A 26891-nucleotide genomic window follows, 5' to 3' on the forward strand; every position below is an offset into this window, starting at 1 on the left:
GGGAAGATGCAGCAGGTGGATGTATGCCGTTCCGCATGATCGCTTTAACCTGCTCGTGCACCATGGCCTACCGCAAGGGACAGCACGTGGAGTACCGGGACCAGCAGGACGAGCTTCAGCGGGGCGAGATCCGCAGTGCTGAGGGCAGTGGGGCACAGACTCGCTACGCCGTCCAGAACGAGGCGACCCTGCGCGAAGACAAGGTCAGCGAGAACCAGATCGAGCGGGAGCTGTAGTAACGCCCCTACGGACGCGGCCACCGTTGCACCGAACCAAAGTGCAACGGCGGTGCTGAATGCCCTGCGACAGCATTGTGAGCCGGAATGCGGGGCCGGAGTGGTGAAGGTGCGCGCCGAGGGGCGGGAGAAGGTGATCTCCATCCTGGCTGGTACCGCCTCGTACCGGCGCCTGGCCACCGAAGGCGAGCGCCAGGCAGCCTGGCGAACAGCTCGGGGAGACAGCCGCCCGGTGATTTCCCCCGAGGCCGCGGGACGAAGGGGTGCACGCAGCGATGGCCGAAGGCGGGCGGAACCCGAGCAGGTTTGGGGTGGACCGGTCGGAGGGGTTTGGTGAGCGGTTGCTGGGTGTGCTGCTGGACCGGACTCACGAGATGCCGCCGCAGTTGATCGCTCCGCTCGTTGCGGAGGAGGTGGCAAGGGTCGGTGGCCGGGATCTCTCGATCCTCTTGCAGGACTACGAACAAATGCTGCTGGTGCCGCTGCCGGACCGTCGGCTGACGGTCGGTGACCCTGAACCGGTCGAGGGCTCTCCCGCCGGCGAGGCGTTCTTGAGCCGCAAAGCGGTGGAGGTGCTGCAGGACGGCAGTGTGCGGATGTATCTGCCGCTGCTGGACGGCAGCGACCAGATCGCGGCGATGGCCGTCACCCTGGACAGCGTCGATGACGACGACCGGCGGTTGCTGCGCAGACTCGCCGGCTTGGTCGCAGACATGATCGTCACCAAGGACGCCTACACCGACCTGTTCTTCCAGGCCCGACGCAGCGCCCCGATGAGCGTGGCCGCGGAGATCCAGTGGTCGTTGCTGCCCCCGCTGTCGATGACTGTTCCGCAGGTTGAGGTGGCAGGAATCCTCGAGCCCGCGTACGACGTGGCCGGCGACAGTTTCGACTACGCGCTCAACGGCGACATCCTTCATGTGGCCATGATCGACGCGATGGGTCACGGCCTGGACGCGGCGACCATGGCGACCGTGGCCATCGGCGCCTATCGCCACACGCGACGGGCCAACACCGGTCTGTCCCAGGTGTACGCGTTCATGGACAAGGCTATTGATGAGCAGTTCGGCCCCGACCACTTCGTCACCGCACAGATGATGTGTCTGAACATCGCCACGGGCCGACTGCAATGGGTCAACGCCGGCCACCCGGCACCGCTGCTGATCCGTGTTCCAGGCCCGGGCGGTGGCGGTGCTGTAGAGACGGGTCTGGGTCACTGTTGCCGCGTCGGGTGTGCCCCAGGTGGCCGGGTCACCGAAGACGAACTCGCCGCCGTGGCGGGGCGGCCGACCCCGGACACCGGGCTCGCGGAACGGGACCGCACGTCGCAGGACGCGATCCGAACGCATCCGGCCCAGCACCTGCACCGGCAGATCCTCCAGCAGGAAGGCCAGACGCGGCACCTCGTAGCCGGCGTCCACCACAATCAGGATCTCCGGGTCACCGTCCTTCCACTGCCCGGCCGTGATCAGCCGCTCGACCAGTTCACGCATCTGCCCGACGGTAACAGTGGCGGCATCGTCGCCCGGCTCCAGACGCAGCGCGTCCAGCGGTGCGGTCCAGGAACTGCCGCCCGTCTCCAGCGCGCAGACCACTGAATACGGCCGGCCGGGAACAGCAATGTGCTGGTCCTTGCCCCGGCCGTAGGTGTGGCACAGGATCCGCTGCGATGAGGTGTGGGCGCTGGGCCGCAGCCAGCAGGTGAGGTCGGCGGCCAGGACCAGCCGGCCGTCCGCCGCCCGCGGCAGCGGCACCGTGGCCAGAGCTCGTCTCAGCCGGGCGACATCGACCCGGCCCACGGACAGGGCGTCGTAGAGCCCGCCGTGCCCGCGACGGTGTTCGCCGACCAGCGACAATTCGACCAGCGACCGGACCGGACCGTCTGCACACAGCACCGCGTCCGCGAGTTCGAACAATGCGTCCGCACGTCTGGTCAGACAGGAGTAGAACTCACCCCGGAAGTGTGACAGTTCCGCAAACGGATCCTGCCGGACGACGTGATGCAGCAGACTCATCCCCACGGCCTTCGTGCTGGGCGTTGTGTGTTCCTTGGTCGGATCACATGTCCAGCCGAAGGCCGCCTGCATGTACGGCAGTTACCACTCCGAGTGATCAAGTACGAGGAGTCGTTCGGACCCCGAGGTTAAAGATCAAGCTAGTGTCCGCGGTGCACCATGTCGTCGTACCTGGGAATCGTCCCGTCCGTATTCCGCACAAGGAACAGCCCTGCCATCCCCTTGTCGGAGTGTCTCTGCACATGGCAGTGGTACATCCATGCGCCCGCGCCGCTGGTCTCGCCCGCGATCACCTGGAAGCCGAAGGAGGTTCCGGGCCCCACCACTCTGGTGTCGATGAGCTGGCTCGGGTCGTCAGGGCCGGTGAGGAGTCCCGTGCGGTTGTATGCCCAGCGGTGACCGTGCAGGTGGAACGTGTGGAACTCATTGCCGTGGGTGATCATCACGAACTCGACACGCTCCCCGACGGTGGCCTTGATATCGGGTCCGGCATGCCCGTTCCCGTTGTTGATCGTGGTCCCGTTGAAAACCAGCGTGTGCGCCTTGTCGGGGAGGATGTCTCCCTGGCGACGTACGACCAACCCCCCGTACAGGCCCTTGCTGACGCCGCCCGTTCCGTGGTCGCTGCCGATGGCATGGTCGTGGTAGTGCCAGTACCCCGCACTGCCCTCCTGCCAGGTGCCGTCCGCGCGACGGCCCGGCGCATGAGCGCGCCAGACATACGTGCGCGTGTGACCCGGCTTCACAAGACTCCGGGTGAGTCTCGTCCCGTCATTGCTGATTGAGTAGTCCACACCGTGCACGTGCAGACCCGTCGAGCTGTGCAGCCGGTTCTCGAATTCGACGTACAGCGTGTCGCCTTCGTTCATCTCGATCAACGGGCCCGGGATGGTCGCCCTGCCGTTCCCGATGCCATAGCCCATCTGGTTGCGACCGATCTGCTCGGCGAACAACTTGATGTGCCTCTCCTTGCCACCGGCGGGCGCGGTTTTCACCCATCTGGGGGCCGCGGCGGCCTCCGGAGCCAGTGACATGGAGGTCGCGACGGCCGCACCGCCCACTAGCATCCGGCGGTTGAAGCTGCGTCTGTCCATGCGGAACTCCCATCCTGGCAACAAATTCACGAAAAGGAGCCGCTTGCAAGAGAGAACGGCAGCGGCACGGCGCGAGTTTATCCATATCCAGGGGGAATTGTTTGAATACGCGAGTCCATGACGTCCGGCAAAAACTCGCCGGACTCGGAGACAGTGGGGTTCCGGGAAGGTCCAAGTGCTGCGTGATGGGCGATTGTCCGACGCAAGTGGCGGCGCGGGTCCGCGATTGACACGCGGTTTGCGAGGGTAGACGGCGCGCCGAAGAACTTCGCGAACAGTTGTCGCAGATCAGGTGGACGTCGAACTCGGCGGGGACTTCCTTGTCGGGATCGTGACGACGTGACGTGCCGGTACAGGTCACGACGCCTCTCTCCCGAGCCGCGAGCTGCGCGTGTGTGCCGGCACTGCAGATGACGGGCAGTGGCTCCGGCGCGTTCCTCAGTAGGCGGAACTACAGGCGTATTTACGATGATATGCATTCGCTTCAATACCACCTGCCGGTGGTATTGGCATTGGTGGTGAACTTATTTTTGATGGGGATATTGCAGCCTTCTGCTATCCCGGTCGCTCTTCAACCCTGTGTTCGCTGCCCTCCGTGCAGAGGGGGCCTCCACCTGGCCCCTCGGACCCGTACATGGCAGGTGCATGATGAGCACATCGAAAGTCTCCTCCCTCGCCCGGCCGAGCCTGGACGAGTCTTCGCCGGGGTTGGCAGCTCCCAGGGTGGTGCTTACCCTTCCGGTGGGTGCCAGCCCGCTGGGCCTGGCAGTCAGCCCGGTAGGGCTGAACGCCTACGTCGCCAACAACGGCTCGGGGTCGGTCAGTGTCGTGGACGGCGGTACCTTCACGGTCGCCACCGCGCTGGCACCGCTGCCCGGCCCCGCCGAAGTGGCGGTCGCCCCGGACAACACCCACCTCTACGTCGCCGACATCGCCACCAACGCCATCACCGTCGCGCAACGCGACCTCTAGACCGTTGTCGGCACGGTCCCCGTCGGCAACACCCCCTCCGGAATCAAAGTCGACCCCAGCGGGGTGCGCCTCTACATCGCAAACCAGGGTTCGGACACCCTCAGCGTGGTCGATACGCTCACGGACAGCGTTATCGCGACCATCCCCGTCGGAGACCAGCCGACCGGCGTCGCGGTCGCCCCCACGGGGCTGGAGGTGTACGTCTCCAACAAGGGCTCCAACACCGTCAGCGTGATCAGCACCGTCACCCGGACCGTGGTCGACACCATCACCGGTCTGTCCGCACCGCTCGGAGCGGCCATCTCCCCCAACAACACCCGGCTCTACATTGCCAACAGCGCCGCGAACACCGTCAGCATCATCGACACCGTCACCCGCGCGATCATCGCCACCGTGCCGGTCGGCACCACCCCATGGGGGGGTAGCGGCTGCCCCAGACGGCCGCCAGGTCTACGTGGCCAACAACGGGTCGAACAATGTCAGTGTCATCGACACCAGCACCAACACCGTCACCGACATCGTCCCGGTCGGGAACCAGCCCACCGGGGTGGCCATCACCCCCAACGGCCTTGCACCAACCCGAGTGCTCTCAACAGGCTGCTGGCCGCCGACCTCAGCGCCCGCGCAGGCCAGCCCCCAGAAGTCGCAGAAACATACAAGAGGGCCCCCCAGGAAGCGGACCACCGCCGTCGACAAGAACCATGACCCAGGCGGGGAGCGAAGAGGCAAACGCGGCGGGCTGCCGGCTCTCTGCGCCGCCTCGGCAGCCTTCTCCAGGTACTCCCTCGCGGCCCGACGGCGAGGCGGTCAGGTGCCAGGACCGCAGGGGGCCCGGCCCCGGGGCGCTCGGGGTGATCCTTGGGGGCGAGTGTTCATCCCGCAGCGTCCAGCGACCGCAACCCATCCGGTTTCAGGCCGGGTCCCCTGTGCGCGCCTCATCGCAAACGGTGTCCAAGGGGGTGGAAGAATCGTTTTGACGAAGATGACGGATGATCATTGGACGTACTTCAGCCGCAACGCACAGGCCGGCAGCGGCAAGCGCAGAGCCGCGGCCCGACTCCCGGAACAAGCGCGCCAAAGGTTTTTCCACGGGCTGGCACACGCCCGCGGCCAGACCTCCATAGAAGCAGCGGACCAGGACACCCTCTGTACACGCAAGCTCGCCGAGGAATGGGCCGCCCGCGACGCCACCGTCCCCTGCCGCCCCGACCCGCTGTGGCAGCGTCTCGCCTCTCCCGAACACCTCAGGCAGGAGAGGGAAAGCACCTTGCACCAGCTCCACCTGGCGGGAGAGCCCCGCCCTCGGCCACCGAACCATTCCTAGAACCCCACCACGAGGAAGGCCCGACTGGCACACGTGTGCCGGTCGGGCCTTCCTCGCTGTTCAGGTGTCGGCTCGCGCCGGTCCCCTCAGTCAGACGGTCGCCGGGATTCCGAGCATCGCGGAAGCCTGCTGGAGCGGGCTGAGGACGCGTGCGTGTGCGGCAGCCCTGGTAAGGCCGCGGCAGGTGAAGCCGAGCTGGGTCATGGCCCGGACAACTTCACCGACACTGAAGTCGCGCCGGTCCTGGCGGGTGACGACCTGGCCGACCTGCTTGACGGGGTAGGTGCGGCAGCCGATGATCACGGACTCGCTGAAGACCTGCTCGGGCTTGATGCCCTTCATGGATTCCAGGACGCCGCTCTTGGTGAGGTCGAACGGGAAACGGGCGATGACACAGCGCATGATGCCTCACAAGGAGAAGAACGAAGGGGGGATGGTTCTGCCGCGGTGAGGCGGTTCAGCCGGCAAGGGCGAGGATGCCCAGAGCGCTGCCTTGTTCGTCGACGACAGGCAGGCCATCGAGCCGGCGGTAGCGCATCGTGTGCTCGGCTTCGGTCCTGGTGGTCACAGGCGAGGTGAACGGCCCGCAATTGCCGAGGATGTCACGCAGCTGGACCCGGTCCGTGTACGCGGAGCTGTCGCGAACTGCGGCGAGCTGGGCCTGGGTGACCCGCCCGGTGCACAGACCGTCGTTGTCGCAGACGAGCAGGTGCCCGGTGCGGGCGCTTGCCATGACTGACAGGGCGACCTCGACGGTCATGTCGTCACAGACCTGCGGTCCGGCTGTGTCCATCGCGTCGGCCGCCGTCCACGAGGTCCACAGGATGACTGCCGAGATGGACAGGAAAACCGAGTTCCTCAATGTGCCATCGCTCACAGCTATTTCAAGGTGGGGCCGACGCGGATGCACCAGGTCGATGGGTACGACTCACGCCTTGACCTGCACTGACTTGGTCGGCCGTCGTGTTTGTCGGTGCCGTTCTGCATAATGCGCGCGCTCGACGGCAGACACCGACCCAACAGGCCCTGCAACGCGTGACCGTGCTCGGGAGCGCCCCTCGGCTGTCAGTCCCGTGGCGCAAATTCAGGGCGTCGAAAGACGCCCTTCGCATGACGAAGGGAGACCCGAAATGCGGCATCGCTGTGGAGGCTGGCCGCGCCTCGAGGTCTCCCTCTCGTCGTCGTCGGGCTCCACCGGGATGAAGAGATGGGAGAACCGCGAGCAGAGCGGCGTCGCGGGACTCGGGCTCCGGGCGGTAGGCGCCGGAGAGCATCTTGATCAGCGTGCCTCATCTCCGAGCAGGCGGGGCGCTGCATGGACTGCGGCCTGCCGTTCTGCCACAGCGGCTGCCCGCTGGGTGCTCCAGCCATCCTTCGCAGGCCACGACGGCATCCTGCATCTGGCCAGCCACAGCTTCGTCACCAGCCTGCCCCCGGGCCGGGCCACCCCGTCCCAGCTCGCCCAACTGATGCAGAACCACTGGTCAGTTGAGGCCCTGCACCATGTCAGAGACGTGACCTACGGCGAGGACGCCTCGCGCGTGCGCACCGGCACCGCGCCACGAGCCATGGCCACGATGCGGAACCTGGCCATCGGTCTCATGCGCCAGGCCGGCTGGACCAACATCGCCACCGCAACCGACCACTATCGGTCACGCCCCGAACACGCGACTGCCCTCCTCGATCTCACCGCCTGAGAACGCATTCGCCCTGTGTCGGGAGACGCTCGACCGGTGCGCCGGTTCACCTGGTCGATCGGCGCCGAACTGCTGCTTGCCGCCTCGGTCGTATGCGTGGCCGTCGGGCTGGCCGCGGCAATACGAGGCTGGCTCTTGTGTCGATGAAGATCAGTAGAAGCATCACAGAGCAGTTCGGCGGTGACGAGCCTGCCGCGACGGAAGGGGAGATCGCCGCGGGCATGCTCAAGAAGTCGGCGGAATTCGCGGCCTCCGGTAACCGCGTCTACCTGCAGCTGGCCGACTGAGCTGTGCACTACAGCGCCGCGAGATTGCCGACCAGGTCGTCGAGCCCGAACGAGCCCTGGGACAGAGCCTTCATGTGCCAGTTCTTGAGGTCGAAGGCGGCACCATGGCGGCGCTTCGCGGCCGCGCGGCCCTGGAGCCAGGCGCGTTCGCCGATCTTGTAGCCGATGGCCTGGCCGGGCCAGCCGAGGTAGCGGTCGATCTCGCCGTTGCGGCGGGCAGCCGGGCTGCCGTTGTAGGTGGCCATGAACTCCGTGGCGAGCGCCGGGGTCCAACGCTCGCCAGGGTGGAAACCCGAGTCGGCGGGGATGGCGAGTTCGAGGTGCATACCGATGTCGACGATCACCCGGATGGTGCGCAGCATCTGCCCGTCCAGGAAGCCGAGGCGGCGCGCGGGTTCGGAGAAGAAGCCCAGGTCGTCCATGAAGCGCTCGGCATACAGGGCCCAGCCCTCGATGTTGGCGCTGACCATGCCCTCGGTGACCTGGTAGCGGCTGAGCCGGTCGGCGACCGCGACCCACTGAGCGAGCTGGAGATGGTGGCCGGGGACGCCCTCGTGGTACCAGATGCTGACGAGCTGCCAGGTCGGAAAAGTGTCCTGGCCGAGGGTAGGCAGATAGGTGCGTCCGGGGCGGCTGAAGTCGAGGCTCGGGCCCTGGTAGTAGGGTCCGGAGGCGCTGCCCGCGGGCGCAATCCGGGACTCGATCTTCCGGATCGGGCCGGAGAGGTCGAAGTGGCTGCCGTCGAGGGCGGTGATCGCCTCGTCCATCAGCTGCTGCAACCAGTCGCGGACGGCCTCCTCGCCCTTGACCGCGTGGCCGTGCTCGTCCAGGTGGTGCATGGTCTCAAGGAGCGTGGAGCCGGGCAGGACGCGCTCGGCTTCGACGCGCATCTCGGCGAGCGTTCGGTGGAACTCATCCCAGGCCCAGGCGTAGGCCTCGTCCAGATCGAGTTCGGCACCGGTGTTGTAGCGGACGGCGTGCAGGTAGCGCTCTCGGCCGACGGCGTCCGGGGTGTCCGCCGTGGCGGGGACGTAGGTGTCGCGCAGCCAGTCGCGGAACTCGGAGACGGCGATGGTGGCTTGGCGGGCGGCGGCGTCCAGCTCGGGGCGCAGCCGGTCGGTGCCGTCCGCGACGAAGTCGGCGAACCAGCCCGCGCCGCTGCCCGCGTGCTGTCCGGCGGCCTCCCCGGTCCAGTCGGCGAGCTGGCCGATCACCCCGGCGGCCTGCCGGGGAGCAGCGAGCAGGCCGCGGGAGATCCCCTCGGTGAGGGTGGCCCGGTAACCGTCCAGCGCGCTGGGGAGGTTGCGCAGCCGTCCGGCCACCGCCGCCCAGTCCTCGTCGGTGGTGGTGGGCATGAAGGCGAATATCGTCCGCACCTGGTCGACGTGCGCGCCCACGGTGCGCAGCTGTCGGAAGTTCTCGCCGGTGTCGTGCATCGCGAGCTCGGCGGTGAGGCGTTCCCGCAGCAGCCGGGCGCAGGCCTGTTCAGCGGGGTCGTCCGTTGCAGGGGCGGCATCGAGTGCGGCGAGACTGCAGCGGGCAAACTCGGCGTGAGCCTCGAAGCCATCCGGCGAGAGGTCCGGTTGCCGGTCGTCGCCCCGGTTCAGGCCCAGCCATGCGGAGGTCATCGGGTTATGTTCGGCCACCTGGTCGAGGTGGCTGTCGGCAATGCTGCGCGGGGTGATCGATTCATTTGCCATACAGACATCCTGACGTGCCATCGGACTTGACTGACCGTTCTCAGTGAAACCAGTCGTTGCCTCATCCGATTGGCTTTATCGAGCAGTTGCCTCTCGTGAACAAAGCCAGACGTCGCGTCCATCGTTTGCGCGCGGGGTTGCCGCCCACGGGCCGACGAGGCTTGCCTGCCATGTGACCTTGAGTTGCTCAGTGGACGACAACGCCTGGGATGGGGGCGGCGAGGATGGAGGACCTCGATGGCACGTCGAAGGCTGTACTGGGCTCGCTCACGAGCCGTCCCACAGCCCCAGCCGTCGCAGGCGGCGCTGTCGGTGCCTCTCGTACAGTGCCGTGAGGCCGAAGATGCCGCCCAGCAGGATGCCTCCGACCGGCCCGATGGCATAATCCGAGGGCTGGACCCCCGGGAGCAACAGGAAGTACGCAGCCCAGATCGTTCCTGCCAGGCATGCCGGGAGGAGCGGATACCGGGCCGCGAACTTCTGTGTACGTGTTGGTGGGCGCTCGCCGCCAAGGAAACGGTCCACGGCCCAAAAGGTGCGCATCAGTCGGCGCCCTGTCTCTGGCATGACGGAGAGCGTATCGCGTGCCCGATCAGTCCCCGACTGGCGCGATACCCGCCGAGCACGGGGCACCCAGTTGATCCCGAACAGGTCACCTACTTTGCCCCCGGTCCCACCGAACCCGGCCCGCCCCTTCATCTCGCCATCTGAGAACGCATCAGCCCTGCCCAGGCACTCCCCGCCGGAGTCACAAAAATCCGCACCCTCAGCAGCATCCGGGGCGCCGCGCTGACCGAGAAGCGCGACCAAGCGGGCGACTTCTGGTCCGGGCTCACCGGCGGGACCGGTGCGCGAGGCGCCGAACGCGCCATCAACGGCTCCCGGCCCTCCTTCACCCATGGCATCGCCAAGGTCTGGCTGGACGGGAGGGTCGAGGCCGCTCTGGCCGACACCACCGCGCAGATCGGCGCCCCGGAGATATGGGAAGCAGGAAACACGGGTAAGGGCATCGACGTCGCGGTGCTGGACACCGGCGTGGACTCTGGTCACCCGGACCTGGCGGACCGCATCGCCGACGCGGCCAGCTTCGTGCCCGACGAGGGCGTTTTCGACGACTACACAGGCCATGGCACGCACGTCGCCTCCACCATCGCCGGCACCGGCGCGGCCTCGGGCGGAAAGGAGAAGGGCGTCGCCCCCGGCGCCGCGCTGCACATCGGCAAGGTGCTCGGCACGACGTGCGATGTTCTCGGCTGCGGCGCCCACGGCAGGGAGTCGTGGATCCTTGCGGGCATGGAGTGGGCCGCCCGCGACCAGCACGCCAAGGTCATCAATATGAGTCTCGGGGGCGCCCCCTCCAGCGGCGACGACCCGATGAGCCAGGCCGTCAACAGGCTCAGTGCGGAGACCGGTGCGCTCTTCGTGATCGCGGCAGGCAACAGCGGTGCCCCGTACACCGTCGGCTCGCCGGGCGCCGCGGATGCCGCGCTCACCGTCGGCGCCGTGGACACCTCGGACCAACTCGCCGACTTCTCCAGCCAGGGTCCGCGCGCAGGCGACTACGGGCTCAAGCCGGAACTCACGGCGCCGGGAGTCGACGTCCTCGCGGCACGTTCGCACCTCTCCGAGGGTGATGGCCGCTACCGGACGATGAGCGGCACCTCAATGTCCGCCCCGCACGTCGCGGGAGCCGCCGCACTGCTCGCCGTAGCGCACCCGGACTGGACCGGCCAGCAACTCAAGGACGCCCTGATCAGCTCGGCCAAGGCCACCCCGCACTACACTCCTTACGAGGCCGGCGCCGGCCGCCTGGACGTCGCGGCCGCTGTGCGGGACACGGTGTTCGCGACCGGCAGCGCCTACTCCGGCTACCACCTCTGGCCGCACCAGCCCGGCGAGAAGGGCGACAAGGCGGTGACCTACACCAACATCGCCGACGCCCCGGTCACACTCAATCTGGTTATCAACGCCCCTGATGCACCCCAGAATCTGTTCACCCTGTCCGCCACGCAGGTCACCGTGCCCGCGCACGGCACCAGCAAGGTCACGCTCACGGCCGACCTGGACAAAGCCCCCCTGGACAGCCACTTCAGCGGCGTGATCAATGCCTTCGGCGCCGACGGAAAGGTCGTCGCCCATACCCTCATCGGGGTCGGCAAGGAGGCCGAGCGCTACAACCTCGGTCACCGCCAAGGACCGCGTCGGCAAGCCGCTCTCCGGGCAACTCACCGTGGCGGGAAGCAATATCTTCCACCAGTACGAGCTCGATGAGTCAGGCACGGTTGCCGTGCGGATGCCGGTCGGCACGTACGCCGTGTGGCTCAAGGCCGACGTGCAGGGCACGTACGGTCCACACTCCCTAGGCAAAGCCATGCTGAGCGCTCCTGAGATCATCTTGGACCGGGATCGCCAGGTGACGCTGGACGCCTCGGCGGCCCGTCAGGTCAAGGCCATCGTCCCGAAGGAGACAACCGACTCCGAGGTTCGCATGGACATCTACCGAGCCTTCGATTCCGACCACTTCACATCGGGCACTCTGGACCCCTCCACGCCCGGGTACGACAGCATGTGGGTGCTGCCCACCGGCAAGAAGGTCACCAAGGGGGACTTCGCCTTCGGCGTACGCTGGCGCAAGGAGGAGCCCGCACTGACCGTGGCCTCCGACAACCGGAGCTTCGACGACCTCAGGGTCCAGCGGGGCGCGGCGCCGCTTCCCGATGGACGGATGACCCTCGACACGATCCTCGCCGGGCAGGGCGCAGCGGCTGACTACGCCGGGCTCCAGCCTCAAGGCAAGATCGTCGTGGTTCGCCGCAACGACACGGTCACGTTGGGGGAACAGGCGGCCGCGGCCGCCCAGGCAGGTGCCCGGCTGCTGCTGGTCGTCAACGACGGAGTGGGCCGACTGCAACCCTGGCCCAGCGCGGTGCAGTCCTTCGCCTCTCCGCCGCCTGTCACGGTAGCCACCCTCACCCAGGACGAGGGCGAGGAGCTGATCGCCCGGATCCGGCACGGTAGGACCCCGCTGACCCTGGACTCCAGCCGCATCACGGACTACCTCTACGACCTTGTCCGTCACTACGAAGGCGCGGTACCCGCCGACCCGACCTACCGGCCGGAGAAGGACGACCTGGCCCGCGTCGACGTCTCCTTCCGCAATCACCGGCCAGACCGGGCGTCCGACTACCGCTCGGACATCTGGCAGGGAATCACACAAAGCGCATCCTTCCTTCACGAGGCTCCCGCCCAGGGTGATCGCACCGACTGGGTCTCCGCCGACTCGGACATCCAGTGGCTGGAGCGGGCCCAGATCCCCGGTGCGGTCCAGGAGTCCTCCGCGACGCTCCGCTACAAGGCCGGCAGCACCAGCAGCCTCCACTGGTTCGGCCCGATCCAGCGCCCGCGCCTCGACAACCAGACAGGGGTACAGCAGCGAACCGACGACGAGATCTACGCCAATGTCCCGGGCTGGGGCGACTCCGGCGGCGGTCACGTGGGCACCACCTTGGGCAACCCGGGAGTCAACAATCTGGTGACGCTGTACCAGGGCGACACACTCCTGGACCAGTTCTACTCCGACTGGATCACGGTCGCGGGACTCAGCCCCAAGCGTCTTCCCTACCGGCTGGTCTCGGAGAACTCCCGCGGCTTTTGGGCGAACCCGTACTCCACCAGCACGCGAACCGAGTGGGGTTTCACCTCGGCGGCCGGTGAGCCCGGCACGACGGCGGTCTTGCCGTTGATCCAGCTCGACTACAAGGTCGACACCGACACCTCAGGCAAGGCACGCCGGAACGCCGAACTCGTGGTCGCTCCCTCCCATCTCCCCGGAGGACCGAGCTCCAAGGCCATCTGCGCCCTCACACTCGACATCTCGTACGACGACGGCACCACCTGGCAGAAGGCATCCCTCACCCACCGCGGTGACGGATGGGAGACCACACTCCACGCCCCTGCCAAAACCGCGTACGCCACCCTGCGCACCTCCGCACACGACCGCCAGGGCAACAGCGTGACCCAGAGCATCACCCGGGCCTTCGGGCTGAAGTAGCCACTCTCAAGCCCGTCACCCGGGCGGGACTGCACACAGCGGCCCGCCCGGGTGTCGAGCCTGGATCCGGGCGGGGCCCAAGCGTTAACCCGAATTCCGCCGGGACGCGCCCACCGTCGCACCGCAGCATCCGCGCGAGTGCAGCGGCGCGCCGCTCCCCCGCCCAGTGAAGGGCACTCAGGCCGGACAGCAAGGTCTCCAAGGGGGGCACGCGGGGTTGTTACATGCGCAGTGCCCAGAACTCGACTGGTCGCCGTACACCCTGACTTCGACAACCACCAGGACGCCGGCGCACCATCCGCCGCGCGTACGGCCCCATTTCCTCGCCGCCGCCCGGATCGAGGAACCATGACAGGTCACCGAGCCGACCGCCGCACCAGCACAACAGACGTATCACTGGTACTTGCACAACGCACGGACGCGCGCCCTCGCGAAAAAGAGCGCCGCGGACATGGCACATCCGACCGGGCAACTGGGCGGCGCGTTGCAACCTCGGGTACGAGCTGGACACCCCAACGCAACATGACCGGATCTGGCTGGGATCGTCGCTCGCGCTCGACCTGCGTGTTGGTGGCAAAGACGGGGAAGCCGCCGGCATCGTGGAACACAACTGGGCTCCGGGAAGTGTTCCTGAGGACGATCAGCCGGGGCGCGTCACGCGATCGCCCCCCGACCAGATCTCACACCCGGTTTGAAGAATCTTCTGGTGCGGCTGGCCCCCACACCGGCCCGCGACCAGATGAGCCGGGACGATGAGTGTGGATAGCGCAGTGGTTCCAGATGTCGCTCGCAGTCACAGCCAACTGCCCGCCCACGACCTGATCGCCAGTCGACCCGTGTCGAGATCGTCTCCTCGGGGGCACTTGCCTGCCTCAGATGTAACGTTTATTGTTACAACTTCGGGATGGCGCGGACCGGCAGTTCTCCGGTTTGAGCGCCCCCCTCGTCTCAGGTCACACCGGCGTGACCGTAGCCCGCTCCCGCCTCACGGAAGCGCACGCTCCGCGCAGTAGCGCGACACGGAACAACGGGGTCCCCGCCCCCTGCAGGAGAGAGCATGAGCAACCCTTCCAGCGCGGCTTCGGCCGTCCGACAGCCGGAATCGATACAGGCGTCAGTGCAGGGCAAACATGCCCCGCAGGGCGGCTGGTCGGCCGTCGCCTCCGTCGCACTGATGTCCTTTGTCCTGGTGCTGTCAGAGTTCCTGCCGATCGGGCTACTGCCCACCATCGCTTCCAGCCTTGATGTATCCATCGGCACTGTTGGCCTGGTGGTGGTCGTGCCCGGCCTGATGGCTGCGGTCACAGCTCCCCTGGTCACCATCGCATCAGGGCGGCTCGACCGGCGTAGGGTCCTCATCGCCCTCGCCTTGTTCATCGCAGTCTCCAACGTCATGGCGGCCTTTGCCCCGAACATGGCTGCGATGGCGGCAGCCCGGATCCTGCTCGGCGTCGGTGTCGGCGGCTTCTGGGCAATGGGTGCCGGTGTCGCCGCTCGACTGGTACCCGCCCAGGCCGTCCACCGGGCCACATCGTTGATCACTGCCGGAATCTCGGCCGGCACCGTAGTTAGTCTGCCGCTCGGCGCACTGGTGGGCCATCTCGCCGGATGGCGAATGGCGTTCGTCGTTGCCGCCGGTGCCGCTCTGCTCGCACTCACGACCCTGACACTGCGGCTACCCGCGCTGCCGCCCACCGGAACAATCCGCCTGGCAACGCTCACCGCCGCCCTGCGAAACCCCGCAGCCCGTATCGCCCTGCTGGCCACCGCGCTGATCTTCTTCGGGCACTTCGCCGCCTACACCTACGTCACTCCTTACCTGGAGGAGCAGGCACACTTCGGCTCCTCCGCTGTGACGGCCGTCCTGCTGGCCTACGGTCTGGCGGGGCTGGCCGGCAACTTCGCCGCTGGCGTGCTCATCGGCCGCAGCCTGCGCGTGGTGTACGTCACCGCGAGCCTCCTGGTCGCAGCCGCAGCCGCACTCCTCAACGCCCTGGCAGGCGCGGCACCTGCGGTTGTCGCGCTCGTCATGCTCTGGGGTGCGGCTTTTGGTGCGGTGCCCCTGGCTCTGCAGACATGGATCCTGCGCGCAACCCCCGAGGCTCCCGAGAGCGGCATGGCGCTCTTGGTCAGCTCATGCCAGATTGCACTTGCCGCAGGGTCATTCATCGGCGGCATAGTCATTGACGGCTACGGCACTTTGGCCGGCTTCGCCGTCGGCGGCATGCTCGCACTGCTCAGCGCGGCCACCCAGATCCGCTCCCGCATGCCGGTCGGGTGACGCCACCCGCTGTGAGGGCGGAACCGTCCCACCGTCCTCGCCGCACTTGCTTCGCACGGCTTTGTCGACCTCGCTCTTTCGGGCCCGGCCTAAGGGAGGATCCTCCCGCAAAAAGGGTTCGCTACAAGGCACAGCATGGCCTGACGCGAGGCCTGCTTCTGCAGTCGGAGGGAGCTGGGCCGCCGCAGGATTCGTCTGGCGCCGCGGGCGCAACTTTCCGGCTATCGAGGCACTGCCGTACAATGTAACGAAATCTATTACGATACGAACGGTGGGGTCGGCAGGCTGCTGGCCACGCCAGTCGGGGAGGAAGTCAAAAGTGAGCGCGAACAGCAGAATGACGATTGCCGTCCATGTGCTCACCTGGATGTCTCTGGACCGGCAAAACAATGAGGTCGCCACCTCGGACCGCATCGCGGGGAGCGTCAACACCAACCCCGTGGTGATCCGCCGGTGCCTGGGTGACCTCCGCAAGGCGGGATTGGTTCAGGCCAAGAGGGGCGTAGGAGCTGGCTGGATCTTGACTCGGGAGCCCGAAGAGACTTCCCTGCTAGAGGTCTACCTCGCCGTGGAGGGCGGGGGCCCGTTTGGGATGCACCACACTCCGCCAAACCCCGACTGCCCGATCGGTTTCGGAATCCGGCCGGCCCTGCAGCAGGTGTACAGCGGACTGGAGGAGCAGATGCAGCAAGAGCTGGCTCGCACCACGATCGCTGACATGCTGCGGGATGTCCTCGCTCAGCAGAGATAGAAGCCCTACTCCGGCCAAACTCCCAACTTCCGTGACGCCCGCCGGTTCGGCTAATTCTCGGATCGGCGCACCACGTGGTCGTGCCAGGCCGCAATCAACTTATGCAGGCGCTCGGCTCGAAAAAGAGTAGGTCGATGGCCTTCGCGCGACTGACCTCGGCACGGAGTGCGTCGAGCGCAACGAGCCGATCGGCCACACGCGTCAGGGCTTGGACGTAGTCGTCCGCCCCCCTGTCAAGAACCGCCTTAACGGCCGGTTCCCCGGGCGGGTTTCGATAGAAGAGCCCATACAGAGCTCCCAGTGGCGTTCATGCGTAAGCCGGGTGCCCTCGGCGGTCAACTCGATCACAGCACGTGGGTTGTCGCTGGCCTCAACTGCGGCAAGGGTGCTGGCAATAGCCGGGTCCGTGAGAGCCGGTTCTAGCAGGGCCGTCAGGATGCCCGGCTTGTTGCCCACGCTGCTGTACACGGTGGCACGGCGACCTTTCCTGCCTCCGCGATCTCCCCGATGGTGACCCCGGCGTACCCGCGGGCCAGAAAGAGTGCGTGTGCGCTGCTCAGGATGGCTTCACGCGTGGCGGCTGCCGAGTTGGCGCGGCGGGGTGAGTTGTACTTCCGGGTGGTGGTCACCGGCACATTCTACCTCTTCTACAGTAGGTGACCATATTGACAATGCAACCGTCTAATGAATATTGTCCACTACATGACGATAGATTCCCTCAACGAGTCCACGGCGGTCATCGAGACCCGGCTTGCCCACGGGGTCCACCGCGTGGCTACCACCCTGCTGACCGAGGCGGCCGTTCGCCCCTCTGTACCGCTCAGCGCACTGGCGCAGTTGCGCGACTTCCTCGTCGTGAACCTGCGCCATCACCACGAGACCGAGGACGACGACCTGTGGCCGCGGATCGTCGCGGCAGCGCCGGCCACGGCACACGAGCTCGACGCACTGACCGAGGAGCACGAACGACTGGACGCCGCTCTCGACCGGCTGGCCGCCACAAACCTCGGCCATGGTGAGGGCGCCACGAGTGAGGGAATCCGGGCCGCGCTGCACGACGCGGCCGTCGCAGTACGTGACACGGTGCATGACCACCTGACCCATGAAGAGCCGATCCTCTTCCCCGCACTCCGCGACCACGTCAGCCCTGCGGAATGGAAGGACTTCGCGCAGCGGGTGATCTCGACCACGCCGCCCGTGGCCGGACACCTGATGGTCGGATTCCTCGATGAGGTCGGCACGCCCGCGGAGGTTGAACTGGTGCTCGCGGGCCTGCCGGAGCCGGTGCGCCCGCTGCTCCCCGCCATGCGTACCCAGGCAGCAGACGACCTGAAGATCCTCCGCGGGACTGGCTCATGACCTCTGCCACAGTCAGGTGGCCGGATGCGGCAGACGCGGTGATCAGGGGTGACCTCACCGTTGCGGTCGCCTATGTCACCCCGGCCGGCGGTGCCGTGGTCACCAGTGTTTCGCCAGTAGGCCTCGGAGATCGGGGGGTGGGCCGTGTCGGCTTCACCACCTCGCTCGGTTTCCCGAAGAAACTCGAGCGCATCCTTCGGGATCCGCACGTGTCGCTCGCCTACCACACGCGCGAGCACGGCTTTGCCTCAAGTAACGCCTACGTACTCGCACAGGGCGCAGCATCGGTCGACCTGCGCCCGTCACCTGAGCGTCTGGCGGAATTGATGCGGGCCTCCGAGCCGTTCCTCGGGGAGACCAAGCGCGGGCCAGTATGGGATTGGCTGCTGCGCGAGTATCACCAGGAGCGTGTTTTCGTCGACGTCGAAATCGAGCGTGTCACCGTCTGGCCCGACCTGGCGGCCCGGGATGCGATGACCGTCACTGGCGCCACCTGGCCAGAGGCGCCGATCGAGCAGAAGCCGCCGAAGAACGGCACGGACCCGCGTGTCGAGGTCCCCGCGGTCGCGCGCCAGATCAGCGGACTGCCGCACCGGGTGCTCGCCTACCGAGGCGCGGACGGCTTCCCTGTGATTCTCCCCGTTAGGGTCACCGGGCACAACGATGCCGGGCTGCACCTTGACGTGCCCTCCGGACTGTTGCCGCCGGGCGGGCGGCGAGCCGGGTTCCTCGCCCATGCCTTCCAGCCTCAGTGCGTCGGGCTGGGCATGCGAACGCTCACCGGCTGGCTGACCGTCACCGATGAAGGCGCCATCTACTCCCCCCATACCTCTAAGGGCCTGGCAGCGCCACCGTACAAGACTCTCCTGACGGTCTCGAATGGCCTGCTGGCCAAGTACGGGCTATGGCGTGCCCGTCGCGACGGCACGGCCGCCCGCCTACAGCATCTCGCCGCCCCCGGCCCAGTGGACTAACCCAAGCGAGCCGGGGCTGCTTACTGAGCGACATGGTCAGGTGGGTGCGGTTGGGCGCTGAGTGTGCCGGCGCCAAAGGGCTGTCCCGTAATCCCTGGTGGATCAGCGCGCGGCGTCAGATGCGGTGCATCGCAAGGCGGAGGGGCGTCCTCATACGGGGTGTATTCGGGCGTTCCGACAACGCGGCGAGGTGCCGCAGCTGTCGTCGTGCGCCCGCCAGGGATTACGGGACAGTCCTAAGGATGCTCGCCCGGATAGGCGTCGCCAGGAACTTCGCCGCGACATGGCCGCGCCCTATGTTGGAGGCGCGCATTGGGTTGACCGCATTTTTCCTCAGCTCAGTTGCGATCGACGATCGAAGAAGACCGTGCGAAGTTTTTGACTAATCGGTCCACATCCGCTCTACTTGACTCGGCACAAGAAATTTGCCGGGTTCCTCGATGGGGCCCTTTCGCCTCCCGCCCTACCAACGGCCGTGCGATCCCGACGGTTTGTGCACCGCCCCCTGATCCTGGAATGCCACCCCAGGACTCCCGCTCTTGGAAAGGTCTTTGATCATGACAACACGTGAAGTTGTGGAGAAGTTCTTCGGCCTGCTGGCTGCCGGCGACCCAGATGCAGTTGCCGAAGTCTTCGCAGATGACATCGACTGGTACGTTCCCGGCTCGCCGTCGCTGCCCTGGACAGGGCAGCGCTCCAAAGGCAGCGACGTGGCCGACTACCTCCGGACGCTCGTGGAGAACATCGTCCCCGAGAAAAACATCGACGAAGTCGAGGCTCTCCTGATCGACGGCGAACACGCAGTCATGCTCGGGCGGTTCACGCGCGTCGCAAAGAGCACGGGCCGAACCTACGAGATGCCCATCGCCATGCACTTCCAGGTGGCAGGCGACAAGATCGTCAAGATGTACCTCTACGAGGACACCCTCAAGGTGTCTGAGGCCTACACCGACTGACGGCCTGTTTCATCGCCGGAGCCCCCGCTTGCCAGACACGGTGGCTCTCCTGCCGTTCATCTCACTTTCAGCCCCTGCCGTATCGCTCGCAGCGCCTGGAGCGCAGCCATTGGTCCCGTGCCGCTTGAGCACGCAGACCTGAGCGCCCAGTCGTTCCCTACTCTCGATCTGTTCCCGCAGGCGGCACTGGACGTCGGGTTCTCGGCAACGCGCGCCGCCCCTTACGTCAGCCTCAGCCTTGGCGCCCGACCACCTTGAGCACATTCACCCTGTCGGCGCGGGCGCCACGCCGCCAGCCCCCAGGCCCTGACGCCCCTCACCCCGCTCTCAGGGCGATGACCTGCGGCGGCCATGGCTCACACCGCAGTGGCCGCCCCCGCTTTCCCTCCGGGTCCGACAGCTGCGCACCTCGACGCCCCGCACACACGGAAGGAGGTCATGCGACAGGTTGCCCTCATACAGCCACTCGCCGACTCGACCGCCAGCCAAGCGCCCTGCACCCTATCCGCGCGAATTGCCGAGCAGCCGACGGTGCCTGTGGGAGGCATCACCTCTTGCGTTTCTTGACCTTACAGTCCATATCTCCTCTAATTGACTGTGCGGTCCATAACTTCTCCAGAGAGCCGCCGCCACCCTCTTCACGTGTCTGCCGGCGGCGCCGCTATGGCAACGATGCGGTGATGCTCCCTGGGATACGCGTCAGGGGCCCAGACTCGGAAGGTATTTGATATGACCACGCGTGACGTCGTCGAGCAGTTCTTCGACCTGTTGGCCGGAGGGGACCCGGACAAGGTTGCAGAGGCCTTCGCAGAAGAAATCGACTGGTACGTCCCTGGATCGAAGTCGCCCCCTTGGACAGGGCGGCGCTCCAAGGGGGACGAGGTGGCCGACTACTTGCGGACACTGGGGTCGAACATCGTCCCTGAGAGGAACGTCGATGAGGTCGAAGGGCTGCTCATCGATGGTGACCACGCAGTCATGCTTGGGCGTTTCACGCGTGTCGCGAGGAGTACGGGCAGGACGTACCACATGCCCATAGCAATGCACTTTCAGGTAGCAGGCGACAAGATCGTCAAGTTCTATCTCTACGAAGACACGCTCAAGGTGGCCGCGGCGTACGCCGACTGATCGGACCCCCCAAGGGCTTCGCGCTGAGCCAACCGGGCGCTTCGGAGCCTGCCGTGTGCGCGAGGCACCGCGCTTCCAGACCTCCATGTCTTCGAACACACCTGCCACGACGGTTCAGCCGTCCCTGTACACACGCCGAGGCGTGTGTTCTTGACAGAACTCCTTTTATCGCAGCCGGGTTCAACCCAGTGATCAGGCGTGGTGTGATGCGCAAATCGAAGGCCGTCATCGCGGTGCAGAGCCTGGCGGCTTGTGACTCGCTGGTGAGGTGCAACGCTGGCCGACGTTTCCGTCCTCGTCCTGGAGCGGACAGATTCGAAGGGCTCGTTCACGAGAGGACTTGGTCTGCACTGCACACTGGAGTCCCGGATGTGGTCGATGGAGAGCGAGCCCCGCGAACAGGGAATACGTCTCATTGACGGCTACCCTCGGCTAGCACAGACAGCCGACCACCGACTTCACTCATCAGCAGCACAACCCGGCAATCTCGGCCTCAAACTCAGGCATGATCGTCTGTTTCGGCTCACCCCGCGTGCGGCTTCCACTCGGGGCGCTTCGCCGGACCCTGCATAATCCCGTACCCGTCGGCCCCCGCGGACACCCGCGGTATCAGGCCGATGCCACTTTTCTCCAGCCCGCCTCTTGGTGCTCCAAACGTCACGGCCATGGGTCTTCTCCAGTTCGGCGCGAGAGCCTTCGGCTTCGGCCCGCGGGCAGGGCACGAGTACGACCCCCAGGACCCAGAACATGACACAACCCGCAACTGCGGATGCTCGTTTGGCGGCACACCGCAACCACCTCCTGCACATGCTCGAGCCGGCTCAAGGCTATCGGCGGCGTGTACACGCTGTTTCGCTCCGGCGCCTTGGGCAGGATTTCCATCACCTACCACCCGTCTTCGGCGGCCGCCCCCACGCCAGCCTCGAGAACCGGCATATCACGGGTCTAATGGACGGAAATGTCGCCGCGGGTCAGACCCCGGGCCCGACAGCGACAGCACCATCTCGTCAACGCCGATACACCGCCGCTGACGCTTCTGACGGTCTGCGGCTCGAAGCCGCTCTCCCGGTCCCGCGGCACCGCGATCCCCGCCCGGTCCGACATCGGTCAGCAATGTCTTGGCTCGTGAGCCGTTGCGGCTGTTGCCGCTGCCGGCACCGGCCGGGTCGTTCCAGTCAGTCGTACTGGAGATGATCGGTGATCTCACCCCCGGAGCGGACTCCAGCACGTGCTTGGTCAGCTGCTGGAGGAGCTCGCTCTCGCCAGTCAGCTCAAGGCCACTCGCGCCAGCCCGTTCGACCAGCTGCCCAACCAATCGGCCGTCCAGAAGATCCACGACAGCTCGTCCGGCTGGGCCACTTCAACCACTTCGGTACAGGCGGTCACGTCGCTCACGACGATGAATGTGTTGAAGGTAACCATCCGGTGGGATCGACTCAGCATCCCGCTCCACCGGATGTCTCACCTGGACCTGGCCGTCCTGGTGACGGCGAGTCGGCCGCAGCCGAGCCGGGATGGTTCACGTCCACCAGGCCCGCCTCATCGAGCGGATGCGGGCCGCTTCGCGTCCTGGCTGTTCCGCCGTCCTGCGACTGGACCCGCGGCGGCGAGACCATGACACAGGTCAGGCTCTACAGGCTGCCGATATTGTCGCGCACCGACTTTCCCCAGCTCACCCCGTCAGTGTGCGTGGCGGCGAAGTCCGGGTCTTCGTAGATGTGAAGCCTCTTAAGGAGTTCACCCTCAAACTCGAACACATTACAGAACAACCCATAAGAGGAAACGCCGTCAGGGAAAGCTACACCCGATGCAGTCATCCCCTTCACCGCCCCCTCGACGATCACGTAATTTCCAGACGACAGCACAGTGAAGCCAGGAATATCGTGCTCAATCGCCGAAATCCCCCGGCCGAAACCCTGTGCGAATGCCCCGATCTGCTCCTTCCCGATGGCGATTCCGAACTTCGGAAAGAACATCTGAGCGTCATCGGTGAAGATGTCGATGACCGCGGGGCTGCCCGCGTCCACCATGCGGAAGTAGTTGATCACAGTCTCTTCGCGGCGCTTCTGAAGATCTCTGTTGCCGTTCACTTTTCCTCCTGATGTGTGCTGCGTTTTCGCAGCCGAACCCGTATGCCATGCCGCCCAGACAGGAGGGCCGCCTTCCGCGTACCGCCGTCAGTGGCGACGGATGCCCCCCAGGTCCGCCCGGGTTGCTTCGCTCCGGGGAGCCTGGTGGCCCTTGGTCCGATCACGACCCGTGTCACCCTCCCGCCTCCTGCTCTGGGGCCGTGAGAGTGTGCGACACAATCATTATTAACCGAACGGTTGGAAATCTAAATGAGATGGACCGATCTGTCAAGAACTCCCCAGCCTTGACTGGTTCCTTCGCTCGAGGATCGCGAAGATCCGCTGATGCAGGTCCCCTGACGGCAAGCTCGCCGCCCATGGCCGCCTGGCACCCTTGGGCAATCCGGGCCCGGGATAGCCGGACCCACCCGTGGACCTTCTTGACGGAGCGGCCCGCTGGCCCAGTTTCGAACCCATCAGTTAACTATTGGTCCGCGTCACACTGCCCTCGACCGGGAAGGGCGAGGAGTCGGCGACGAGGGAAGCCGGCTCAAACGCCGCCCGATCCCGTGGGCGAAGCAACCCGGGTGGACCCGGCGGCACACATCGAAAAGGAACCGATTTAAGGCAAGCGCCCTACCGGTGCCCCATGGTTCAAATTTGTCAGACCACGCAAGGCCAGACCAACCGCCCCACGCCCGATCAAGATCTTCCGTGAGCGGATGGAAGCGTGAGCGGCGTGGCGCCGCGGAGGGCGACAGCAATCCACGCCTCGATCAGCGTGCCGGGCAGCACGTCGTAGCCCTCCCGGACTCGGTAGCAGCAGACGGGCGACCGGGAGACCGTCCACCGAGCAGCACTGGAAAGTCGGACAAGCACCTCGCGGATGAGCGCGCGAGAGACCCTCGCACCAGCAGGCGCGGCAACTACCTGCGCAGGAACTTCGACGCGTCGAGCGGCGCACTGGCGCGACATCACGTGGCGTCCCGCCCATTTGACATATCCCACCCCGGCGGCAAAATTTATTGACCGATCGGTTCGAAACGTCGTATGTTGGCTTGCCGGAAGAAGGTAGATCGGAGAGAAACAGGAGGCGCCCATGGCTGTCGGCCGACCCCGCACGTTCGACGAGGCGGAAGCGCTCGACCTCGCGGTCGAGGTCTTCTGGCGCCAGGGGTACGAGGGCACCTCCATCACCGACCTCACCACCGCGATGGGCATGAACAAGCCCAGCCTGTACACGGTGTTCGGGTCGAAGGAAAAACTGTTCCAGCGGGTCGTCGCGCGCTACGCGGAGCGGGACATGGGCTACAAGACCGCAGCGCTCGCCGAACCGACGGCCGCCGCCGTCGCCCGCACCCTGCTACTGGAGAACGCGAAGGCACTCACCCGCAAGGACCGGCCGGCCGGCTGCCTGTCCATCCAAGGCGGCCTGTCCACCAGCCCCGACAACGCCTCGATCTGCGCCTTCCTCGCCACGAGCCGACTGGAAGGCGAGCAGGCACTGGCCGACCGCTTCCGCACGGCGGTGACGGACGGCGACCTGCCCTCCGATACGAACCCGGCCGCCCTCGCCCGCTACGTCATCGCCTTCACCGAGGGCCAAGCCGTACACGCCGCAGCGGGCGCCAACCGCCAGCAACTCGAAGAGACCGCAGAAATCGCCCTACGGGCCTTCCCACGCGACACCAGCCCGACGTCCGACTGACCCCCTCCGCTCGCCGTCCAGCGCCTGTTCCGCTGATGTACGACATCGACCGCGCCGGGCATCTGCACATCATGGGATCGCCCCGCAGCGGACGCTCGCAGACCCTGCGGACGCTGGCCGCGGCGCTGGGCCAGGCGCACGGGGCCGACGACGTGCACCTATTCGGTATCGACTGCGGCAACGGTGCGCTCAACGCGCTTACGTCCCTGCCCCACTGCGGAGCAGTCGTGGATCGCAACCAGGTGGAGCGGCTGGGACGGCTACTGGACCGTCTCAATGCCGAACTGACCTTCCGGCAGGGCCTGCTGGGTGCGCGCGGCGCCGCCGACCTCGCCGAACTGCGTAGAGTCCAGTCCGCGAGCGAGCGGCTGCCGCACATCGTGGTGATGGTGGACCGGTTCGAGGTTTTCGACCGCGACTTCACCTCGTACGACAACGGCAGCTTCATGGAGCGGATGATCCGACTCCTGCGTGACGGCGCAGGAGCCGGCATCCACTTCGTTCTGGCAGGCGATCGGGTGCTGGGCAGCAGCCGGTTCTCCGGGACCACCGAGGACCGGGTCGTTCTGCGGCTGAATGACCGCCAGGACTACTCCTCCGTCGGGATCCCGTCGAAATCGGCGCCTACCGACCCCGCGCCCGGACGTGGGATACGCACCCAGGATCTGAGCGAGACCCAGATCGCGGTGCTGGCCAGCGACCTGTCCGGAGCAGCACAGGGACAGGCCCTGGCTGAGCTCGGGCAACAACTGGCTCTGCGTGAGGCCCAGGTGGCTCCGGCGCGCCGCGCGCTGCGGCTCGACGTCCTTCCGGACCGGATCACCTACACCAACGCCATCACTCTGCACACGCAAGGTGATCCGATGCGGCCGATGATCGCCATCGGCGGCGATGTCCTGACCTCGGTGGGACCGGACCTCGCCGACGTACCGACTTTCGTCATCGCAGGACCCCCGCGCACGGGCCGCAGCAGCGCGCTGCTCTCCGCGGCGCACTCGCTACTGGCAGCGGGCACAGGCCTGATAGTCCTGGCACCCAGGCGGTCCCCGCTGCGTGACCTCGAGGGCCGTCCTGGTGTCGCAGCTGTCATCACCGACTCGCAAGTATTGGTGGAGGACTTCAGGGAGGTACTGGGTAACGTGCCCCAGGAGAACGCGGTGGTCGTAGTGGACGATGCGGAGCTGTTCATGGGTGCCGAGATCGACGCCGATCTCGCACTGCTCGCGCGTGGCGGTGCTGGCACCGGGTGGGGACTGCTGGTGGCGGGGAATGCCGAGTCGCTGGCGCTGAGCCTGGCCGGCTGGATAGGACAAGTGAAACGCAACCGCACCGGCATGCTCCTATCACCGCAGAACCTGAGCGACGGCGAGGTTATCGGGGTGAAGTTGACTCGCGGCGCCGTCGGGCAGGCGCCCCAAGCCGGCCGGGGGCTGCTCCACCTGGGCGATGGCTCCCTGCTCTCGGTGCAGGTACCACTTTCAGAGGGAGAACTCTGAAAGCGCGGAACTCCTGACACGCTCACCTGGAATGGCTGCCCGGACGTCTCCTCCGGGCAGCCATTCTGCTGTCAGCCTGGAGGGTCAGGCGTCCCCGTTGCCGGTCCCCCGCCCGCTACGGTGACACCATCGTCGGACATAAAGCGGAATGTACTGGTGATGGCATCGAACAGGTCGTACACCTCACTCTTCAAGGGCAGATTGGGGCTGGCGAGAGTAACCACGAGGAAGTCCTCGGTCGTGCCGGGCACCGGCATCATGGTGTGCATCGTCAGCAGCTCGACGGAAATATCACCAGTCAGCTGAGTGACCTCGGTCCCTGTGACGCGAGCAACCGTCCCCACCTGGGGGACCTTCGCGGACGTGATGACCCGGTCCTTCGGCGCCGTCCCCGTCGCCGAGGACACACCCAACTGCCCAGACAGTACAGGCAACGTCAGTTCCGAGCCCGCGGGCGTGGTGACGGCGAAGACCATGCCGTATGCCATGAACAGGCCCTCGTCGTAAAGGGTGGCGGTGCCCGAGGCGAGCAGCGCCCCGTGCCTACGTGCTGCCCTGCTCGCGGCCTTGACGGAACATGTCGTTGATCCGGGCCTTCTCCCGAGGATCATCGGTAGTGGCCAGAGCCTTCGCCCGGGCCTTGGCCAGCCCTTCACCGCTGAGGTCGACTTCGTCCCAGGCCTCGGGGACGTCGAGCAGGAAACGCTGTGCTGTGCTCATCGGCCACCCTGCCCGCCGCCACAACGCTTCACTTGATAGTCGCCGCCCTCTCGCATGCCGCGGCCATGCCGGG

24 protein-coding genes and 4 pseudogenes are annotated in these 26891 nt (G+C 66.4%); 17 read left to right on the forward strand and 11 right to left on the reverse strand.

The features are described 5' to 3' along the window. The first annotated feature begins 35 nt into the window (after positions 1-35). Positions 36-236 (forward strand): hypothetical protein, encoded by a 201-nt coding sequence (locus OG878_RS39905; RefSeq protein WP_328891632.1) that lies wholly within the window; start codon positions 36-38, stop codon positions 234-236. 275 nt (positions 237-511) lie between these two features. Beyond that, a pseudogene (locus OG878_RS39910) lies at positions 512-1405 on the forward strand (PP2C family protein-serine/threonine phosphatase); the annotation flags it as partial. Here the strand turns inward: OG878_RS39910 and OG878_RS39915 are convergent. Together OG878_RS39915 and OG878_RS39920 are read right to left on the reverse strand one after the other, a co-directional pair. Further along, positions 1406-2251 (reverse strand): annotated as a pseudogene (locus OG878_RS39915) (transposase); the annotation flags it as partial. It lies immediately after the preceding pseudogene. 140 nt (positions 2252-2391) lie between these two features. Further along, entirely contained in the window at positions 2392-3345 is a 954-nt protein-coding gene (locus tag OG878_RS39920) for a multicopper oxidase domain-containing protein (protein ID WP_328891633.1), read from the reverse strand. Positions 3346-4086: 741 nt separating this feature from the next. Here OG878_RS39920 and OG878_RS39925 point away from each other — a divergent pair. The 3 genes and pseudogenes from OG878_RS39925 (at position 4087) to OG878_RS39935 (ending at position 5641) form a co-directional block, all read left to right on the forward strand. Further along, a complete protein-coding gene (locus tag OG878_RS39925) occupies positions 4087-4317 on the forward strand; it encodes a YncE family protein (RefSeq protein WP_328891634.1) in 231 nt (76 codons plus the stop codon). A 105-nt stretch (positions 4318-4422) separates the two neighbouring features. After that, a pseudogene (locus tag OG878_RS39930) lies at positions 4423-4686 on the forward strand (YncE family protein); the annotation flags it as partial. Positions 4687-4771: 85 nt separating this feature from the next. Next, a complete protein-coding gene (locus OG878_RS39935) occupies positions 4772-5641 on the forward strand; it encodes a hypothetical protein (RefSeq protein WP_328891635.1) in 870 nt (289 codons plus the stop codon). Positions 5642-5731: 90 nt separating this feature from the next. Here OG878_RS39935 and OG878_RS39940 read toward each other — a convergent pair whose 3' ends face one another. Next, positions 5732-6043, reverse strand: a complete 312-nt coding sequence (locus OG878_RS39940; protein ID WP_328891636.1) for an SCO5918 family protein — start codon at positions 6041-6043, stop codon at positions 5732-5734. A 55-nt stretch (positions 6044-6098) separates the two neighbouring features. Continuing rightward, positions 6099-6434, reverse strand: coding sequence for a CBS domain-containing protein (locus tag OG878_RS39945; RefSeq protein ID WP_328891974.1), 336 nt, complete (start codon positions 6432-6434; stop codon positions 6099-6101). A 565-nt stretch (positions 6435-6999) separates the two neighbouring features. Here OG878_RS39945 and OG878_RS39950 point away from each other — a divergent pair. Together OG878_RS39950 and OG878_RS39955 are read left to right on the forward strand one after the other, a co-directional pair. Continuing rightward, positions 7000-7338: a hypothetical protein gene (locus OG878_RS39950; protein ID WP_328891637.1), complete on the forward strand. Its 339-nt coding sequence runs from the start codon at positions 7000-7002 to the stop codon at positions 7336-7338. A 137-nt stretch (positions 7339-7475) separates the two neighbouring features. Beyond that, positions 7476-7625, forward strand: a complete 150-nt coding sequence (locus OG878_RS39955; RefSeq protein WP_328891995.1) for a hypothetical protein — start codon at positions 7476-7478, stop codon at positions 7623-7625. 8 nt (positions 7626-7633) lie between these two features. On the opposite strand, the gene OG878_RS39960 is transcribed toward OG878_RS39955, so the two are convergent. After that, positions 7634-9325, reverse strand: a complete 1692-nt coding sequence (locus OG878_RS39960) for a DUF885 domain-containing protein (RefSeq protein WP_328891638.1) — start codon at positions 9323-9325, stop codon at positions 7634-7636. Between the two features lie 1035 nt (positions 9326-10360). Between OG878_RS39960 and OG878_RS39965 the strand changes: the two genes are divergently transcribed. From OG878_RS39965 to OG878_RS39980, 4 genes are all read left to right on the forward strand, one after another. After that, a complete protein-coding gene (locus OG878_RS39965) occupies positions 10361-11596 on the forward strand; it encodes a S8 family serine peptidase (protein ID WP_443049300.1) in 1236 nt (411 codons plus the stop codon). Then, positions 11556-13376: a PA domain-containing protein gene (locus tag OG878_RS39970; protein WP_328891639.1), complete on the forward strand. Its 1821-nt coding sequence runs from the start codon at positions 11556-11558 to the stop codon at positions 13374-13376. The genes OG878_RS39965 and OG878_RS39970 overlap by 41 nt, the downstream gene beginning before the upstream one ends. A gap of 1057 nt (positions 13377-14433) precedes the next feature. Further along, positions 14434-15657, forward strand: coding sequence for an MFS transporter (locus OG878_RS39975; RefSeq protein ID WP_328891640.1), 1224 nt, complete (start codon positions 14434-14436; stop codon positions 15655-15657). Positions 15658-15976: 319 nt separating this feature from the next. Next, complete coding sequence (locus tag OG878_RS39980; RefSeq protein ID WP_328891641.1) at positions 15977-16408, forward strand: Rrf2 family transcriptional regulator; 432 nt, start codon at positions 15977-15979, stop codon at positions 16406-16408. A gap of 431 nt (positions 16409-16839) precedes the next feature. Here OG878_RS39980 and OG878_RS39985 read toward each other — a convergent pair whose 3' ends face one another. Beyond that, a complete protein-coding gene (locus OG878_RS39985) occupies positions 16840-17037 on the reverse strand; it encodes a TetR family transcriptional regulator (RefSeq protein WP_328891642.1) in 198 nt (65 codons plus the stop codon). A 73-nt stretch (positions 17038-17110) separates the two neighbouring features. On the opposite strand from OG878_RS39985, the gene OG878_RS39990 reads away from it, so the two are divergent. From OG878_RS39990 to OG878_RS40005, 4 genes are all read left to right on the forward strand, one after another. Next, positions 17111-17767, forward strand: a complete 657-nt coding sequence (locus tag OG878_RS39990; RefSeq protein ID WP_328891643.1) for a hemerythrin domain-containing protein — start codon at positions 17111-17113, stop codon at positions 17765-17767. Further along, the gene (locus OG878_RS39995) at positions 17764-18741 is read left to right on the forward strand and encodes a hypothetical protein (protein WP_328891644.1); all 978 of its coding nucleotides are present in this window, start codon (positions 17764-17766) and stop codon (positions 18739-18741) included. Before OG878_RS39990 ends, OG878_RS39995 begins: the two co-directional genes overlap by 4 nt. 557 nt (positions 18742-19298) lie before the next feature. Next, the gene (locus tag OG878_RS40000) at positions 19299-19697 is read left to right on the forward strand and encodes a nuclear transport factor 2 family protein (protein WP_328891645.1); all 399 of its coding nucleotides are present in this window, start codon (positions 19299-19301) and stop codon (positions 19695-19697) included. A gap of 729 nt (positions 19698-20426) precedes the next feature. Beyond that, positions 20427-20825, forward strand: a complete 399-nt coding sequence (locus OG878_RS40005) for a nuclear transport factor 2 family protein (RefSeq protein WP_328891646.1) — start codon at positions 20427-20429, stop codon at positions 20823-20825. A 948-nt stretch (positions 20826-21773) separates the two neighbouring features. Here the strand turns inward: OG878_RS40005 and OG878_RS42515 are convergent. The 3 genes and pseudogenes from OG878_RS42515 to OG878_RS40020 all read right to left on the reverse strand — a co-directional run. Then, positions 21774-22152: pseudogene (locus OG878_RS42515) on the reverse strand (transposase); the annotation flags it as partial. Further along, complete coding sequence (locus OG878_RS40015) at positions 22092-22220, reverse strand: hypothetical protein (protein ID WP_328891996.1); 129 nt, start codon at positions 22218-22220, stop codon at positions 22092-22094. The pseudogene OG878_RS42515 and the gene OG878_RS40015, both read right to left, overlap by 61 nt. 236 nt (positions 22221-22456) lie before the next feature. Then, a complete protein-coding gene (locus tag OG878_RS40020; RefSeq protein ID WP_328891647.1) occupies positions 22457-22915 on the reverse strand; it encodes a nuclear transport factor 2 family protein in 459 nt (152 codons plus the stop codon). Positions 22916-23993: 1078 nt separating this feature from the next. Between OG878_RS40020 and OG878_RS40025 the strand changes: the two genes are divergently transcribed. Next, positions 23994-24602, forward strand: coding sequence for a TetR/AcrR family transcriptional regulator (locus OG878_RS40025; protein WP_328891648.1), 609 nt, complete (start codon positions 23994-23996; stop codon positions 24600-24602). Between the two features lie 35 nt (positions 24603-24637). Continuing rightward, positions 24638-26098, forward strand: a complete 1461-nt coding sequence (locus tag OG878_RS40030) for an FtsK/SpoIIIE domain-containing protein (RefSeq protein WP_328891649.1) — start codon at positions 24638-24640, stop codon at positions 26096-26098. 71 nt (positions 26099-26169) lie between these two features. Here the strand turns inward: OG878_RS40030 and OG878_RS40035 are convergent, their stop codons facing one another. After that, positions 26170-26586, reverse strand: a complete 417-nt coding sequence (locus tag OG878_RS40035) for a hypothetical protein (protein WP_328891650.1) — start codon at positions 26584-26586, stop codon at positions 26170-26172. 55 nt (positions 26587-26641) lie between these two features. Further along, on the reverse strand, positions 26642-26818 hold the full coding sequence (locus OG878_RS40040) for a hypothetical protein (protein ID WP_328891651.1): 177 nt from the start codon (positions 26816-26818) through the stop codon (positions 26642-26644). Positions 26819-26891: the final 73 nt, after the last annotated feature.

Source organism: Streptomyces sp. NBC_00316 (assembly GCF_036158715.1).
In the GTDB taxonomy this organism is placed as follows: Bacteria; Actinomycetota; Actinomycetes; order Streptomycetales; family Streptomycetaceae; genus Streptomyces.